The sequence below is a fragment of the Paracoccus aminovorans genome, from assembly GCF_900005615.1.
In the GTDB taxonomy this organism is placed as follows: Bacteria; Pseudomonadota; Alphaproteobacteria; order Rhodobacterales; family Rhodobacteraceae; genus Paracoccus; species Paracoccus aminovorans.
In genome coordinates this window covers 1,675,922-1,691,425 of sequence record NZ_LN832559.1, presented here as the reverse complement: position 1 = coordinate 1,691,425, position 15,504 = coordinate 1,675,922, and the positions used below count along the sequence as shown (strand labels likewise).

Sequence of the window (15,504 nt, the reverse complement as noted above, 5' to 3'; positions counted from 1 at the left end):
TTTTGGAGGGTGTTCAGGCTCGGGTTTTGATGCGCCAGCTGTCGTTGCCGGTCTCGACGATGTCGCAGTGGTGGGTGAGCCGGTCGAGCAGCGCGGTGGTCATCTTTGCGTCTCCGAAGACGGTCGGCCACTCCCCGAATGCGAGGTTGGTGGTGACGATGACGGAAGTCTGCTCATAGAGCTTGCTGATCAGATGGAACAGCAGCTGGCCGCCGGACTGCGCGAATGGCAGGTATCCGAGTTCATCGAGGATGACGAAGTCGAGCCGCATCAGATGTTCTGCAAGCCGGCCTGCCCGTCCGGCACGGGCCTCGGCCTCCAGCCTGTTCACCAGATCGACGACATTGAAGAACCTGCCCCGGGCACCATTGCGGATGACCGCGCGCGCTATGGCCACAGAGATATGGGTCTTGCCGGTCCCGGTGCCGCCAACCAGCACGACATTGCGCTGTTGGCTGAGGAACTCCCCGCTGGCCAGATCTCGCACCAGGGTCTCGTTGATTGGGGTGTCATCGAAGGTGAACTCCTCGATCTCCCGGGCATAGGGCAGCTTGGCGGTGGTGATCTGGTATTTGACCGACCGCGCTTTCTTCTCGTTGATCTCGGCGGCCAGAAGATCTCCAACGATCTGGCGGGGTTCGTGCTGGCGGCGCACAGCCACCGCCATGAGTTCGTCATAAGCGGCGCGCATCCCGTAGAGCTTCAACTCGCCCATTGCAGCCATGATGTCAGCACGATCCATCAGCAGGCCCTCCGCAGCAGATCATAACGGGCGCAGTCCGCCACAGGCTCATGGGTCAACTGCAAGGCCGGAGAGGTCAGCAGAAGCGGTGGTGGTTCCGGATCTCGCCTGCGGGATAGAATATTGAGGATTACATCGGCAGAATGGACGCCTTGCGAGAGAGCTTCGGCACATGCCTTTTGAACCACAGGCATCCCTTCCGTCAGCACAGCGCCGAGGACCTTCACCATCTGGCGGTCGCCATCTGAGGAGCCCTGCAGCTTGCGGCGGATCTGTTCAAGAGCTCCGGGAAGAACCCAGTCCTTGAACGGTGCGCCGTTACGCAGCGCCCCGGGTTTGCGAAGCAGAACAGGCACATAATGCCAGGGATTGTAAACCGTTCGGTCCCGGCCGAAGTGACGCGGGTGGTCTCCGACCAGTCGGCCCTCCTGCCGGATCTCGATCCGCTCAGCATAGGCCCTGATCTCGACCTGCCGCCCGACAGCCGTTGCCGCGACGGAGTATTTGTTGTTGTCGAAGCGCACGAGACAGGTCTTTGACACCGCCGCAGGCAGTGAATGGAATCCGTCGAAGCGCCCGGCATAGGGGACAAGGTGCGGGCGCTCTTCCTGGAAGACCTGCCAGACGGTTTTGTCCGTCAGCTCCGGATGCTTGCTGGTTCTGGCCGAGGCGATGCACTTGTCCAGCAGCCAGGCATTCAGTTCCTCGTAGCTCTTGACCCTGACGCGGGGCGCGAAAAACCGCTGACGGACAGTGCCGACCTGGCTCTCCACCTGGCCTTTCTCCCAACCCGCAGCAGGGGTGCAGGCAACGGGTTCGACCAGATAATGGCTGGCCATCTGCAGGAACCGACGATTGTAGAGGCGTTCCTTGCCGGTGAAGATGGTCTCCACCGCCGTCTTCATGTTGTCGTAGATCCCGCGGGTGCAGGTGCCCTTGAAGAAGGCGAAAGCCCTGTCGTGGGCATCGAACACCATCTCCTGCGTCTCGCGCGGATAGGCCCGCACAAAGAACATCCGGCTGTGGCACAGGCGAACATGGGCCACTTTGATGGTGGTGGTCGCCCCATCGATCACCACAACCTCGTGGCTCCAGTCGAACTGATAGGCTTCACCGGGCGCAAAGCTCAGGGGCACGAAGGCGGCAGAAGCGCCTGAACTCTGAGTGCGTGCCCAGTTCGAGGCGTAGCGGCGCACCGCGTCATACCCACCTTCATAACCGAGACCGCTCAGTTCTTCGTAGATCTGTATCAGAGACTGACGTTCCCGGCTGGACCGCGCGGCGTTGACCTCCAGCAGCCGGTTGAGTTCCCCCAGCCAGGCACCCAGCTTCGGGCGCGGCTGCACCGTCCGGGTATAGGTGAACTCGGTAATCCCGGTGCGGATCACCTTCCGCACCACCTTCTTCGACAGCTTCAGGTCACGGCAGATCGTCTTGATCCCCTTGCCCTCGGTGAAATGTAGCCGCCTGATTTTTGCGATTGTCTCCACGATCAGCATCCCGTGCTCGGCCTCCGATAATCATCGAAGGCACAATGGACCCAACCCCCGGTCGGTGGGGTCCATTTTGGACGCCGATCACCCCAGAAGCGGGGTCCTTATTGCAAGCCGTTCAACACCTTGTTCGCGCTGTTCGGCGTCATATCCTCGACCTCAAGGCGCTCCATCCACCAGCTACGGAAATCGAGCATGTCGTCGCCGGTGACATCGGATAACGCCTTGTCACCGACAACGGCGATGAAATTCTTCACGGCTTTCTTTCGTGGATTTTCCCATCGGCGAAGCTGATCCGGCGACTTCCCGAGCGTCTTATCCTTCGCGAGCGTCCAGTATACCTCTAGCGCCTTGCTGACCGTCAGCGGCGGCTCTTTCTCCCCTCCAAGGAGCGCCGCCGCTTCGATCATATCCGGCTGGTCGTCCTTGACTGGGATTTTCGCCATCCGGTCGCGAAGATCTTCAAGAGGCAGCTTCGCGACCTGTTCGGCGCGCATGTAGCGGAACCCGCGCGCTGCTGCTAATTCCTTCGCCGCATTAAATCTCTGTTCCGCGTCGGCGCTGTCGCCAGCTAGTTTCGCTTCCCATGCTTCGACCATCTGTTCCCAGGCTGCGGCTTCCTTCGCCTTCGCGATGGATGGGCTATCCGTGTGGAGGCTGACCCAGACGAACCGGCGCGGCTCTATCGACTCATACCGCTTTGGGACGCGCCGATAGAGATAGAGCGTTCCCTTTGATGACCCTTTCCGGGTGGTGATTGCCATGTGTGCCCCCAAATTCCTTAGGAGCTGGTATCGCATTTTGTATAGCTAGATGTATAGCAATTTCTGCCAAGCAGAATCGACATCTAGATAAGTATTGAGCAAATTCAATTGGTTATCAAAATTCACAGGCTTGTGATTGGCGGAAGCGGTGGGATTCGAACCCACGGTGGAGTCTCCCCCACGCTGGTTTTCAAGACCAGAGCCTTAAACCACTCGGCCACGCTTCCGTCCGTTCCCCTTTCGCAGGCCGGCCGCGGGCAAGTCAAGGCCGCCAAGGGGTTGCGCCGCAATAGGCGGTTGCGGAAACCGGGACAAGAGTCGGGACGGCGCCCAGCGTCCGATGCGGGTCAGCCCGGCGGCGGGATCGCCGGCAGGCGCAGCGTGGCCCGCAGCCCCCCCCCAAGGTCCGAGCGGTCCAGCGCCAGCGCGCCGCCGTGCAGGGCGGCAAGGTCCGCGACTATGGCAAGGCCCAAGCCGGTGCCGGGCGGGCCGTTCTCGTCCAGGCGGCTGCCGCGGGCCAGCGCCTGCGCGTGATCGGCGTCGGACATACCGGGGCCGTCGTCCTCGATCACGATGTCCAGGGTCTGGTCCTGCGCAGAGGCCTGGATATGCAGCCGGGTGTCGGCCCATTTCACCGCATTCTCGACCAGATTGCCGATCATCTCTTCGAGGTCCTGACGCTCGCCGGCGAAGGCGGGGGCGCCGGGGGTCGAAACCTCGACCGACAGGGCCGAATCGCGGATCGGCCGGCCCAGGACCAGCAGGATGTCCTCGATCACCGGCCGGACCGGCGTGCGCTGGCCCAGAAGCCGCGGCGCGGCCGAGGAGCGTGCCCGGCGCAGGTGCCATCCGATCTGCCGGTCCATGCGCGCGACCAGCCCGTGGCCGGGATGATCGGGCGGCAGCGTGTTGTCCAGCGCCGAAAGCGGCGTCTTCAGCGAATGCGCGAGGTTGCCCAGATGCTCGCGCGCGCGGGCCAGAACGCTGCGGTTCTGTTCCAGCAGCGCGTTGATCTCGGCCGCGACGGGGCGCAGTTCGGCCACGGCGGGCAGGGGCAGCGTCTCGGCCCGGCCGGCGCGGATGCCGCGGATGTCGCGGCCCAGCCGGTCGAGGCTGCGCAGCCCCGCCGCCACCTGCAGGAAGCTTGCCAGCGTCAGCGCCAGCCCCAGCACCGACAGCGAGACCGCCAGCGGCCGGCGCAGACGCGACAGGCTGGCGTCGATCTCGGCCCGGGGGGCGGTCACGGTCACCGCCAGCGCCGAATCGCTGTCGGGCAGGGTGAAGCGATGGCGGGTCACGCGTAGCGACTCGCCGTCGGGGCCAAGACCGGGTCCGCCCTGGAAATCGGCTTCGGGCGGGTTCAGCACATTGTCGAAGAGCGAGGGCGACTTGGCCGAAACCCGGCCGTCCTGGGTCAGCTGCCAGAACCAGCCCGACAGCGGGATCTGGAACCGCGGGTCTGCGGGTTCGGGGCCGGCCAGCAGGCGCCCGTCGGCATCGACGGCGGCGCCCGCGATCAGGGCGTCGGCCACCGCCTCGGTCTCGGCATCGAAGCGGCCGGTGATGAAATCTTCGAGAATGGCGGCGATGGCCAGATAGCCCGCCGCCAGCGCCGCCACCGTCAGCGCCGCGCCCAGGCCGATCAGCCGGGCGCGGATCGAATCGCCGGGCAGGATCACGGCGCGCTCCGCAGCACGTAGCCCTCGCCGCGCCGGGTCTCGATCAGCCCGTCGCCGATCTTGCGACGCAGCCGGCCGATGACGACCTCGATCGACTTGAAGTCGCGGTCGGCGGCGGAATCGTAGAGGTGATCCGACAGCTCGCTGCGGCTGACGACGCGGTTCTGGTGATGGATCAGATAGGCCAGGATCCGGGTCTCGAATCCGGTCAGCTTCAGCGCCAGCCCGTTGCGGGTGATGACGCCCAGCTGGCTGTCCAGCCGCAGCGGCCCGGCCGGGATCACCGCCCGGGCGTGGCCGGCGGCGCGGCGCACCAGGGTCTGGGCGCGGATCACCACCTCTTCCAGGCGGAAGGGCTTGACCGCGTAATCGTCGGCCCCGGCGCGGAAGCCCGCGACCTTGTCGGTCCAGTCGCCGCGCGCGGTCAGGATCAGCACCGGCATGGTCACGCCGGCCTCGCGCCAGCGGGTCAGCACCTCGATTCCCGGCAGCCCGGGCAGGCCCAGGTCGAGGATGGCCAGGTCATAGGTCTCGGTCGCGCCCAGGAATTCGCCCCGCGTGCCGTCCGCCGCCAGGTCGCAGGCGAAGCCGCCGTCGCGCATGGCCTGGGCCAACTGGCCCGCAAGGGTGGGGTCGTCCTCGACGATCAGGCATTTCATCGCGCGTTCCCCTTGCGGCGCGCCTCGGTCAGCCCGGCGCCCGCCACCTCCAGAAAGGCGCCGCTGCGCGCGTCCAGCCGGATCGCCAGCACGTCCCGGGCCGGGGTCAGCAGGCGCAGCTGATGCACCAGCACCACGCCGCGCGCGCGCTCCTCGGGCCGGGGCGGGACCAGGCGCGCGGCGATCAGCCGGCCGCGAAAGCGCTCTGCCACGATCTGCGCGGCGCGCTTCAGCGGCAACACGCGATAGTCCTGCTGCCCGAGGTCGTCGAATTCCGAGGCCCAGTCCTCGGCCCGCGGGTCGTGGCCGCGGTGATGGTCCTCGCCCAGGGCGGGCAGGGCCAGCGCGGCAAGAAGCGGCAGGGCGAAAAGGCGGGCGCGGATCATGGTGTCGATGTAATGCGTCAAAACCAAACGAAAGCAAAACGGGCTGTTGGCGTTTCATTGGCGGGGCGGGGGGTATTTCCCGATTCGCATGGGGCCGCCTGGGTCCCGACACGGAAGGAACCACAGATGAGCAGAAGATTATCGACCCCCGTCACGCTGGCCGCGCTGCTGGCGCTGCTCGCCGGCCCGGCGCTGGCGCAGGAGACCGCGCCCGCCCCGCAACCGCCCGCGGCCGAGGCGCAGGCCCCGGTCGCGCTGCCGCAGGCGCTGAAGGACGCCGGGCTGACCGATGTGACCAGCAAGCGCGGCCGCCACGACGGCAGCCGCATCCAGGGCAAGCTGCCCGACGGGACCGAGCTTGACGCCATGCTGGACGCACAGGGCCAGCTGCGCGGGCTGCGCGCGCGGGGCGAGGCGGTGCTGCCGCAGGCGCTGGTGGCGCAGCTTGTCCCGCAGGCGGTGCGCGACAACGCCGTCTTTGCCGAGCTCGGCAGCCTGCAGGCGGTCTTTACCGGCGAGCGGGCCGTCATGCTGGCCGGCCAGGACGCCGAGAAGAACAAGATCCGCGCCGCCTTCGCCGAGGACGGCACGTTGCTTCGCTTCGGCCGCGGCGACAAGGAGAGGCCCGGCTTCCAGGACGGCAAGCACCGCAAGCACGACCGTCACGGCAAGCGCGGCGACGGCTGGCGCGACGGCCATCACGGCAAGGACCGCGACCACGGCAAGCGCGAGGGCCGCGGCCCGGACGCACCGCCGCCCGCGGGCGCCGCACCGGATGCCGCGCCTGCGGGCGAGGCCGCTCCGCAGCGCCAGGGGGCGGTGATCGACCGCGGCGCGTTGCGGCTGGCGCTGACCGGGGCCGGCTACAGCCGCATCGGCGAGATCGTGCAGGACGGCCCGCGCGCGGTCGCGCAGGCGGTCAATCCCGAGGGCGAGGCGGTCTCGGTCGAGATGAACGCCGAGGGCAGGGTGCTGCGCGAGATCAATCGCTGAGCCCGGCAAGGGAACCGGATCGGCCGCGCGGGCATTCGGCCTGCGCGGCCCTTTCTGCGGCGAAAATCCGTCGACTCTCGGCAAGTCGCTGCCATGTGACGTGAAAAGGCTTGCCTGATCGGCGCGGCAATGCGAAATCCGCTCGGAATTTCTGGGTCTTCTTGCCCGAAGAATGAGGATGGTCGATGCGTCGTCGCGATTTTGTCATCTCTGCCGGGGCCATGACGGCGGTCGGCGCGCTGTCGTCCTCGCTGGGCGCGGCGCTGGCGCAGGAAAGCCCCGAGACGCCCGCGCCCGAACCGCAAGCGCAGCCGGTCGAAGCCGCGCTGCCCAAGCCCTTCGATTTCGAGGACGTGGCGGCGATGGCCAAGGAGCTGGCCTCGAAACCTTATGAATATCGCGATGCAGAACTGATCGGCACCTTCGCGAACCTGACCTACGACCAGTATCGCGGCATCCGCTTCCGCCGCGACCGCGACCCCTGGGTCGGAAGCCGCGATTTCGCGCTGGACCTGCTGCCGCCCGGCTCGATCTTCCACGAGCCGGTGGACATCAGCCTGGTGCGCGAAGGCGTGGTGATCCCGGTCAAGTTCGACCCGCATATGTTCGATTTCGACCCCGGGCAATTCCCCGACGGCGTCGATTACGAGACCCTGGGCAACATGGGCTGGTCGGGCTTTCGCATCCGCACGCCGCTGAACCGGCCCGACGTCATGGACGAGGTCGTGGTCTTTCAGGGCGCGAGCTATTTCCGCGCCGTGGCGCGCGGCACGCTTTACGGCCTGTCGGCGCGTGGCCTTGCCATCGGCACCGGCAGCGCCGAGGGCGAGGAATTCCCGCTGTTCCGCGGCTACTGGATCCATGAGCCCGGGGACAAGGACCGCTCGGTGCTGATCCATGCGCTGCTGGACAGCAAGTCGGTCTCGGGCGCCTTCGAATTCCGCATCACCCCGGGCGCCGAGACGGTGTTCGACACCCGGGTGTCGCTGTTCCCCCGCAGCGACATGAAGAACATCGGCATCGCGCCCCTGACCTCGATGTACTGGTTCGGGCCGACCGACCGCTCGCGCGTGGACGACTATCGCCCGGCGGTGCATGACAGCGACGGCTTGCAGATGCTGACCGGCGACGAACAGCGGCTGTGGCGGGTGCTGTCGGGGCACAGCACGCTGCAGATCTCGGCCTTCATGGACAAGGATCCGCTGGGATTCGGCCTGGCGCAGCGGGCGCGGGACTTTGAAAGCTACAAGGACGCCGAGGCGCGCTACGAACGCCGGCCCGCGGCCTGGATCGCACCGCAGGACGACTGGGGCAAGGGCACCGTGACCCTGATCGAGATCCCGGTCGAGAACGAGTTCAACGACAATATCGTCTCCTTCTGGCAGCCCGCCGACACCTTGGCGACGGGCAATCGCTACGACTTCAACTATATTCTAAGCTTTTCGTCGGAAGTTCCTGACAGCGCGCCGATTTCCCGGGTGGTCGAGACCATGTCAGGCAAGGCGATCAACAATCCGAACGGGCGCACCTATATCGTCGATTTCGACCTGGGCCTGTTCGGGGCGGATGATCCGGTGCCGACGGTGCGCGCCTCGGCCGGGCGGATCGGCCACAGCTACCTGCTGCGGCTGCCGGAACAGCGCCGGATGCGGCTGGCGTTCGAATACCTGCCCGAAGGCGCCAAGCTGGCCGATCTTTCGGCGGTGCTGAACGGTCCCGAAGGTCCGCTGAGCGAGACCTGGATCGCCCGCTGGACGCGTGAGTGAGCGACGTGAGCGAGACCCTCAGCCAGCCGGCGGCAGCGCCGGCCAGCCGCACCGAGACCCTGCCGCTGGCGGCGGAGGAAAGCTGGGAGGCGCTGGACCTGCCGCAGCGCGCGGATCTGGCGGCGCCGCCCGAGGCGCCCATGGAGATGCCCGAGCAGGATTTCCGCGGCCGCCCGCCGCTGGGACCGGACGCCCGCTGGCCGGGGCTGGGCACCATCGCCGCCCGGCTGACCGCTTTCGGCGGCGCGGCGGCAATCGGCTGGTACGGCTGGCAGCAGATGGTGCTGGCCTTCGGCACCAGCATGACCTTCCTGCAATCGGTGCTGCTGGTGCTGTTCGGGGTGACCTTCACCTGGGTCGGGTTTTCCTTCGCCTCGATGGTCGCGGGCATCTTTGCCCGGCGGCTGCGCACGCCCGAGGGGCCGAACGACGCCCGCATCGCCGTGGTCATGCCGGTCTATCACGAGGACGCCGCCGCCACCGCCGGGCTGCTGGCGGCACTGGCGCGCGACCTCTACCGCGTGGGCCTGGGCGAGCGGGCCGAGATCTTCGTCATCTCGGACAGCCGCGAGCCGGATGCGGTGCTGGCGGAAATGGCCGCGGTCAGCCGGCTGCGCGACATTTCCCCGGTTCCGGTCTGGTACCGGCGCCGGCGCGACAACAAGGGCCGCAAGGCCGGCAATGTCGGCGATTTCGTGCGCCGCTGGGGCGGACGCTACGACCAGATGGTGGTGCTGGACGCCGACAGCGTCGTCGGCGCGGCCACGATCAAGGCACTGTCGGCGCGGATGAACGCCGACCCGGCGGTCGGGCTGATCCAGACCATGCCGATGCTGGTCGGCGGCCAGACCATCTTTGCCCGGCTGACCCAGTTCGCCGGCCGCATCTATGGGCCCGCCATCGCGCGCGGCGTTTCGGCTTGGTCGGGCGACAGCGGCAATTTCTGGGGCCACAACGCCATCATCCGCATGACCGCCTTTGCGCAATGCTGCGGATTGCCGGAGCTGCCGGGCCGGCCGCCCTTCGGCGGCCATATCCTGTCGCACGATTTCGTCGAGGCGGCGCTGATGCGCCGCGCCGGCTGGAAGGTGCGGCTGGACCACGACCTGCGCCAGAGCTTCGAGGGCAGCCCGCCCACGCTTCTGGACATGGCCGTGCGCGAGCGTCGCTGGGCGCAGGGCAACCTGCAGCATGCGCGGATCATCTTCTCGCGCGGGTTCGCCTGGATCAGCCGGGCGCATTTCACCATCGGCATCCTGGGCTTCCTGATGTCGCCGATCTGGCTGGCGATGATCCTGGTCGGGCTGGCGCTGTCGGCCAATGTGCTGCTGTCGCGGCCGGATTATTTCCCGCAGACCTATCAGCTGTTCCCGGACTGGCCGACCTTCGATCCGGTGCGGATGCTGTGGCTGTTCGTCGCCGCCATGTCCTTTCTGCTGGTGCCGAAATTCATCGCCATCTTCCGCGCCTGGCTGCGGCCGCTGGCGCGCAACTCGGGCGGCAGCGCCCGGCTGCTGGGCTCGGCGCTGTTCGAGATCGTGCTGTCGGCGCTGATCGCGCCGGTGCAGATGCTGATCCAGACCCGGCAGATCTTCGAGATCCTGCGCGGTCGCGATTCCGGCTGGGAGGCCCAGGTCCGCGCCGGCCAGATGCCGCCCTGGCACGTTGTGCTGCGTCGCCACGCGCTGCATGTGGTGCTGGGGATTGCGACCCTGGTGGTGCTGGCGATCCTGTCGCCCTGGCAGCTGGTCTGGCTGTCGCCGATCCTGGCGGGGCTGATCCTGTCGCCGATGACCTCGCGCTGGTCGGCCAGCCCGGTCTTCGGCCGCTGGGCCCGCCGCCAGGGCCTGCTGGTCACCCCCGAGGAGCGCGACCTGCCCGAACTGCTGACCGCGGCCAATGCGCTGGATTTCCGCATCGCCGCGCGCCTGCCCGAGCAGGGCATCGCCGCCCTTGGCCATGACCCGGCGCTGCGGGCGCGGATGCTGGCGCTGCTGCCCGAGGGGGCGGACGGCCCGGCCGCCCAGCGGCTGGACGCGATCTCGGCCGAGGCCAAGATCGGCCATGCCGCGTCCCAGGCCCAGGCGCTGAGCTTTCTCAGCCCGGCCGAGACCCTGGCGCTGGTCGAGAACCGCGCCCTGATCCAAGCCTTCGCGAATCTGCCGCAATGAAGCGCATCGTCGCCTTGGATATGCTGCGCGGCTATGCGCTGGTCTGCATCATGCTGGACCACATGCCCATCGGGCTGTTGCGCAATGTCACGCTGACGAATTTTGCCGTCTTCGACGCGGCCGAGCTGTTCGTGCTGCTGTCGGGTTTCCTGGTCGGCATGGTCTGGGTCAAGGTCGAGGCCCGGCAGGGCCGGCGCGTCGCGCAGCTGCGCTTCCTGCGCCGCGCGGCCCAGGTCTGGCTGGCGCTGATCGCCGGCGCCGTCCTGCTGGCGCTGTTCTCGGCGCTGCTGTTCCAGCTGCACATGAACCACACGGCGGTCTGGTTCCAATACGCGCGCTGGATCTTCGAGCATCCGATCGGCTATGTCGCCACGGTGGCGCTGATGTGGATGCAGCCGAACCTGCTGGACGTGCTGGCGCTTTACGTGCTGCTGATCGCCACCGTGCCGCTGACCGTGCCCTTCATGCTGCGCATGCCCTGGCTGGCGCTGGCGGTCTCGGTCGTCGTGTGGTGGTTCGCCGAGCCGCTGAACGCGATGATCCCGAACCAGAGGCCGGGACCGGGCCTGCTGTTCAACCCCTTCGGCTGGCAGCTCTTGTTCTTTGCCGGGGTGGCGATGGGCGCGTTCCGCGACCGCATCATGCCGGTGCTGCTTCGCCACGGCCGGCTGCTGACCCTGGTCTCGGCGGCGGTGCTGCTGTTCAGCCTGACCATCGTGCTCAGCTGGAAGATCGGCGCGCCGGCCAAGCCGCTCAGCCTGTTCCTGCGCCAGATCACCGGCGGCATCGACAAGTGGTCGCTGGATTTCGTGCGCGTGATCTCGATCCTTGCGGCAAGCTGGATCGTGGCGGTGCCGCTGGCGCGGCCCTTTGCCTGGATGGCCGCGACCGCCCCCGGCGAGGCCCTGGCCGAAATCGGCCGCGGCGGGCTGTTTTCCTTCATCGTCTGCGTGATCCTGTCGATCTGGGGCGATGCGCTGGACATGACCGTGCCCCGCGGCGGCGCGGCCTGGTTCTGGCTGCGGCTGCTGATCGACCTGTGGCTCGTCACCGCCTTCTGGGCCATCGCCGCGCTGTGGATGCGCCGCGAGGGCTGGGTGCCGCAGCTGCGTGCGCGACTTCGGTTGGATTGACGCCCGGCCGTGGCGACGCTCAACTGGTGCGGCAGTCGAGGAGGACACATGAGATCGGACATCGAGATCGCCCGCGAGGCGCAGAAGCTGCCCATCGGCCAGATTGCCGCCCGCCTCGGGCTGGCCGAGACCGACATCCTGCCCTATGGGCATGACAAGGCCAAGATCACCCATGACTGCATCCGGCGCTTGGGCGACCGGCCGCAGGGCAAGCTGGTGCTGGTCACCGCCATCAACCCCACGCCCGCGGGCGAGGGCAAGACCACCACCACCGTCGGGCTGGGCGATGCGCTGAACCGCATCGGCAAGCGCGCCACCATCTGCATCCGCGAGGCCAGCCTGGGTCCGAACTTCGGCACCAAGGGCGGGGCGGCCGGCGGCGGCATGGCCCAGATCGTGCCGATGGAGGACATGAACCTGCATTTCACCGGCGACTTCCACGCCATCACCAGCGCCCACAACCTGCTGGCGGCGATGGTCGACAACCACATCTATTGGGGCAACACGCTGCGCATCGACCCGCGCCGCATCACCTGGCGCCGGGTCATGGACATGAACGACCGCGTGCTGCGGCAGATGGTGGTCGCGCTCGGCGGGCCGCCGAACGGCTATCCGCGCGAGACCGGCTTCGACATCACCGTCGCCTCGGAGGTGATGGCGATCCTGTGCCTGGCCTCGGACCTGGACGACCTGCGAGAGCGCCTGGGCCGTATCGTCATCGGCCACACCATCGAGCGCCAGCCGATCACCGCCCGCGATATCGGCGCCGACGGGGCGATGACGGTGCTGCTGAAGGACGCGATGCAGCCGAACCTGGTCCAGACGATGGAGAACAACCCGGCGCTGGTCCATGGCGGTCCCTTCGGCAACATCGCCCATGGCTGCAATTCGGCCATCGCCACCCGCACGGCACTGTCCTTGTCGGACTATGTCGTGACCGAGGCCGGTTTCGGCGCCGACCTGGGGGCCGAGAAGTTCCTGGACATCAAGTGCCGCCTGGCGGGGCTCAAGCCCGATGCCGTGGTGCTGGTGGCGACGGTGCGGGCGCTGAAGATGAACGGCGGCGTCGCCCGCGCCGACTTGGGCGCCGAGAACGTCGCGGCGCTGCAAGCCGGATGCGCGAACCTGGGCCGGCATATCGAGAACCTGCGCGGCTACGGCCTGCCGGTGGTGGTGGCGATCAACCATTTCACCACCGACACCCAGGCCGAGACCGAGGCCTTGCGCGACTATTGCGCCAGCCACGGCGTGCAGGCGGCGCTGTGCCGGCACTGGTCCGAAGGCGGCGCCGGCGCCGAGGGGCTGGCCCGCGCGGTGGTGGCCCAGGCCGAGGGCGAGTCGGACTTCGCGCCGCTCTATCCCGACGACATGCCGCTGCGGGACAAGATCGAGACCGTCTGCAAGCGCATCTATCGGGCGGCCGAGGTCGAATTCCTGCCCCATGTCGCCGACCGGCTGGCCGAATGGCAGGCGGCCGGCCACGGTTCCATGCCGGTCTGCATGGCCAAGACGCAATATTCCTTCTCGGCCGATCCGGCGGCGCTTGGCGCGCCCACCGGCTTCACCATCCCGGTGCGCGAGGTGCGGCTGGCGGCCGGGGCGGGCTTCGTCGTCGCCATCTGCGGCGACATCATGACCATGCCCGGCCTGCCGCGCGAACCGGCCGCGCTGCGCATCGGGCTGGACGCGGACGGGCTGGTGCAGGGCCTGTTCTGATGCGGGCAGGGCTTCCCTTCGCGCAGCCCGGCACCCGGGTCGGCCTGCTGGGGGGCTCCTTCGACCCGGCGCATCGGGGCCATGTCCATATCACCGAGGCGGCGCTGCGCCGCTTCGGTCTCGACCGGATCTGGTGGCTGGTCAGCCCCGGCAACCCGCTGAAACCGCATGGCCCGGCCCCGCTTCGGCAGCGGATCGAGGCCGCGCGCAGGATCATGCACCACCCGCGCGTCGAGGTGACCGGCATCGAGGCCGCGCTCGGCACCCGCATGACCCGCGACACCATCGCGGCGCTGCAGCGGCTTTACCCCGGCGTGCGCTTCGTCTGGCTGATGGGGGCCGACAACCTGGTGCAGTTCGACCACTGGGACCGCTGGCAGGACATCGCCGCCCGGGTGCCCATCGGCGTCATCGCCCGGCCCGGCTGGCGGATGCCGGCCCGGTTTTCCCGCGCGGCGCGGATGCTGTGGCGCGCCCGCCTGCCCGAGGCCCAGGCCGGCCAGCTGGCCCAGGCGCGGCCCCCGGCCTGGGCGATGATCAACCTGCCGCTGAATAGTCTCAGCTCTTCGGCGATCCGGGCCGACGGGCGAAAGGAGCCGACATGAATCCCATGCCGCGCCGCGCCTTCCTGGCCGGGATGGGCGCCCTGGCCCTGGCCCCGCGGCTGGCCGCGGCCCAGGCCGTGCCCTTCGACCCCGAGGCGCGGATCGCCGCGGCGAAGCTGGGCGGTGCGGTCGCCTTTGCGGTCATCGACCCCGCGACCGGCGCGCTGCTGGCCGAACGCCAGGCCGACCTGCCGATGGCGCCGGCCAGCACGCTGAAATCGGTGACGGCGCTTTACGCGCTGGACCGGCTGGGACCCGCCCACCGCTTCGCGACCCGGGTCATTCGCGCCGGCGACATGCTGGTCCTGGCCGGCGGCGGCGATCCGGTGCTCGACACCGATGCGCTGGACGAACTGGCCGCCGCCGCCGTCGCGGCCGAACGGGCCAGCGGCCGCGCCGCGCCCCTGGGCTTCGCCGTCTGGGGCGGCGCGCTGCCGCGCATCGCCCGGCTGGATCCTGCGCAGGACGAATACCTGCCCTACAATCCGTCGATCTCGGGCATGATCCTGAACTTCAACCGCGTGCACCTGGACTGGCGGCGCGGCGACAAGGACTATCAGCTGTCGCTGCAGGCGCGCGGGCGGCGGCTGTCGCCGCGCGCCTATACCGCCTCGGTCGCGGCGGTGGACCGCAGCCTGCCGCTTTTCACCTACGAGTCCGGCAAGCTGGAAAGCTGGACCATCGCCCGGCGCAGCCTGGGCAAGTCCGGCAGCCGCTGGCTGCCCGTGCGCCGGCCCGAGCTTTACGCCGGCGACGTGTTCCAGACGCTGTGCCGGTCGCGCGGGCTGGTCCTTCCCGCGCCCGAGGTCATCGAGGTGCTGCCCGAGGGCACCGAGATCGCCCGCCACGACAGCATGGCGCTGGACGCCATCATCCGCGACATGATGGAATATTCCACCAACCTGACGGCCGAGGTCATCGGCCTTGCCGCCAGCGGCGCTTCGGGCACCGCCGGCTCGGCCGCTGCCATGGCGGACTGGCTGCGCGGGCAGGGCATCGCCGACGGCTTCGCCTTCCGCGACCACTCGGGCCTTTCGCCGGAAAACCGGGTGACGGCGCGGGCCATGGCGCGGCTGGCCGCCGGCCCCGGCCGGATGCGCGGCCTGCGCGCGATGATGAAGACCATCCCGCTGCGCGACGCCAAGGGCAAGCGCAAGCCGGGCGACATCGCCATCGAGGCCAAGACCGGCACGCTGAACTTCGTCTCGAACCTCGCCGGCTATGCGCAGCGGGCGGGCGGGCGCGAACTGGCCTTCGCGATCCTGACCGCAGACGAACCCCGCCGCGCCGCCACCCAGGGCCAGGAACTGCCCGAAGGCGTCTCGGGCTGGATCAGGCGCTCCAAGGCATTGCAACAGGCACTGATCGAGACCTGGTGCGCCGACGCCTGATCTTCT

At 68.4% G+C, this 15,504-nt stretch carries 13 protein-coding genes and 1 tRNA gene; 7 read left to right on the top strand and 7 right to left on the bottom strand.

Annotation, left to right across the window (positions count from 1 at the left end):
• Nucleotides 1-13: 13 nt before the first annotated feature.
• The 7 genes from istB to JCM7685_RS08440 form a co-directional block, all read right to left on the bottom strand.
• Nucleotides 14-742, bottom strand: a complete 729-nt coding sequence (istB, locus tag JCM7685_RS08470; protein WP_028030902.1) for an IS21-like element helper ATPase IstB — start codon at nt 740-742, stop codon at nt 14-16.
• On the bottom strand, nt 742-2,241 hold the full coding sequence (istA, locus tag JCM7685_RS08465; protein WP_090271472.1) for an IS21 family transposase: 1,500 nt from the start codon (nt 2,239-2,241) through the stop codon (nt 742-744). Before istA ends, istB begins: the two co-directional genes overlap by 1 nt.
• 98 nt (nt 2,242-2,339) lie before the next feature.
• Nucleotides 2,340-2,999 carry a DUF6538 domain-containing protein gene (locus JCM7685_RS08460; RefSeq protein WP_074968795.1) on the bottom strand — a complete coding sequence of 220 codons (660 nt, stop codon included), beginning with the start codon at nt 2,997-2,999 and terminating at the stop codon, nt 2,340-2,342.
• A 137-nt stretch (nt 3,000-3,136) separates the two neighbouring features.
• Nucleotides 3,137-3,226, bottom strand: a tRNA-Ser gene (locus JCM7685_RS08455).
• A 120-nt stretch (nt 3,227-3,346) separates the two neighbouring features.
• On the bottom strand, nt 3,347-4,678 hold the full coding sequence (locus tag JCM7685_RS08450) for a sensor histidine kinase (RefSeq protein ID WP_074968797.1): 1,332 nt from the start codon (nt 4,676-4,678) through the stop codon (nt 3,347-3,349).
• Nucleotides 4,675-5,337 carry a response regulator transcription factor gene (locus tag JCM7685_RS08445; protein ID WP_074968799.1) on the bottom strand — a complete coding sequence of 221 codons (663 nt, stop codon included), beginning with the start codon at nt 5,335-5,337 and terminating at the stop codon, nt 4,675-4,677. The genes JCM7685_RS08450 and JCM7685_RS08445 overlap by 4 nt, the downstream gene beginning before the upstream one ends.
• Entirely contained in the window at nt 5,334-5,723 is a 390-nt protein-coding gene (locus tag JCM7685_RS08440) for a PepSY domain-containing protein (RefSeq protein ID WP_074968885.1), read from the bottom strand. Before JCM7685_RS08440 ends, JCM7685_RS08445 begins: the two co-directional genes overlap by 4 nt.
• 126 nt (nt 5,724-5,849) lie before the next feature.
• On the opposite strand from JCM7685_RS08440, the gene JCM7685_RS08435 reads away from it, so the two are divergent.
• The 7 genes from JCM7685_RS08435 (at nt 5,850) to JCM7685_RS08405 (ending at nt 15,498) form a co-directional block, all read left to right on the top strand.
• Nucleotides 5,850-6,716, top strand: a complete 867-nt coding sequence (locus JCM7685_RS08435) for a hypothetical protein (RefSeq protein ID WP_074968801.1) — start codon at nt 5,850-5,852, stop codon at nt 6,714-6,716.
• 185 nt (nt 6,717-6,901) lie between these two features.
• The gene (locus JCM7685_RS08430; protein ID WP_074968803.1) at nt 6,902-8,482 is read left to right on the top strand and encodes a glucan biosynthesis protein; all 1,581 of its coding nucleotides are present in this window, start codon (nt 6,902-6,904) and stop codon (nt 8,480-8,482) included.
• Nucleotides 8,479-10,653, top strand: coding sequence for a glucans biosynthesis glucosyltransferase MdoH (mdoH, locus tag JCM7685_RS08425; RefSeq protein ID WP_083412805.1), 2,175 nt, complete (start codon nt 8,479-8,481; stop codon nt 10,651-10,653). Before JCM7685_RS08430 ends, mdoH begins: the two co-directional genes overlap by 4 nt.
• The gene (locus JCM7685_RS08420; protein WP_074968805.1) at nt 10,650-11,786 is read left to right on the top strand and encodes an OpgC domain-containing protein; all 1,137 of its coding nucleotides are present in this window, start codon (nt 10,650-10,652) and stop codon (nt 11,784-11,786) included. Before mdoH ends, JCM7685_RS08420 begins: the two co-directional genes overlap by 4 nt.
• A 48-nt stretch (nt 11,787-11,834) precedes the next feature.
• Entirely contained in the window at nt 11,835-13,502 is a 1,668-nt protein-coding gene (locus JCM7685_RS08415) for a formate--tetrahydrofolate ligase (protein WP_074968807.1), read from the top strand.
• Nucleotides 13,502-14,107, top strand: coding sequence for a nicotinate-nucleotide adenylyltransferase (locus JCM7685_RS08410; RefSeq protein WP_074968809.1), 606 nt, complete (start codon nt 13,502-13,504; stop codon nt 14,105-14,107). The genes JCM7685_RS08415 and JCM7685_RS08410 overlap by 1 nt, the downstream gene beginning before the upstream one ends.
• Nucleotides 14,104-15,498, top strand: coding sequence for a D-alanyl-D-alanine carboxypeptidase (locus JCM7685_RS08405; RefSeq protein WP_074968812.1), 1,395 nt, complete (start codon nt 14,104-14,106; stop codon nt 15,496-15,498). The genes JCM7685_RS08410 and JCM7685_RS08405 overlap by 4 nt, the downstream gene beginning before the upstream one ends.
• The last annotated feature ends 6 nt before the right edge of the window (nt 15,499-15,504 follow it).

Excerpts from the sequence above, each read along its gene's own strand:
- istB (WP_028030902.1), bottom strand. The coding sequence starts at position 742 with ATGGATCGTGCTGACATCATGGCTGCAATGGGCGAGTTGAAGCTCTAC.
- istA (WP_090271472.1), bottom strand. The coding sequence starts at position 2,241 with ATGCTGATCGTGGAGACAATCGCAAAAATCAGGCGGCTACATTTCACC.
- JCM7685_RS08460 (WP_074968795.1), bottom strand. The coding sequence starts at position 2,999 with ATGGCAATCACCACCCGGAAAGGGTCATCAAAGGGAACGCTCTATCTC.
- JCM7685_RS08445 (WP_074968799.1), bottom strand. The coding sequence starts at position 5,337 with ATGAAATGCCTGATCGTCGAGGACGACCCCACCCTTGCGGGCCAGTTG.
- JCM7685_RS08440 (WP_074968885.1), bottom strand. The coding sequence starts at position 5,723 with ATGATCCGCGCCCGCCTTTTCGCCCTGCCGCTTCTTGCCGCGCTGGCC.
- JCM7685_RS08435 (WP_074968801.1), top strand. The coding sequence starts at position 5,850 with ATGAGCAGAAGATTATCGACCCCCGTCACGCTGGCCGCGCTGCTGGCG.
- JCM7685_RS08430 (WP_074968803.1), top strand. The coding sequence starts at position 6,902 with ATGCGTCGTCGCGATTTTGTCATCTCTGCCGGGGCCATGACGGCGGTC.
- JCM7685_RS08420 (WP_074968805.1), top strand. The coding sequence starts at position 10,650 with ATGAAGCGCATCGTCGCCTTGGATATGCTGCGCGGCTATGCGCTGGTC.
- JCM7685_RS08415 (WP_074968807.1), top strand. The coding sequence starts at position 11,835 with ATGAGATCGGACATCGAGATCGCCCGCGAGGCGCAGAAGCTGCCCATC.
- JCM7685_RS08410 (WP_074968809.1), top strand. The coding sequence starts at position 13,502 with ATGCGGGCAGGGCTTCCCTTCGCGCAGCCCGGCACCCGGGTCGGCCTG.
- JCM7685_RS08405 (WP_074968812.1), top strand. The coding sequence starts at position 14,104 with ATGAATCCCATGCCGCGCCGCGCCTTCCTGGCCGGGATGGGCGCCCTG.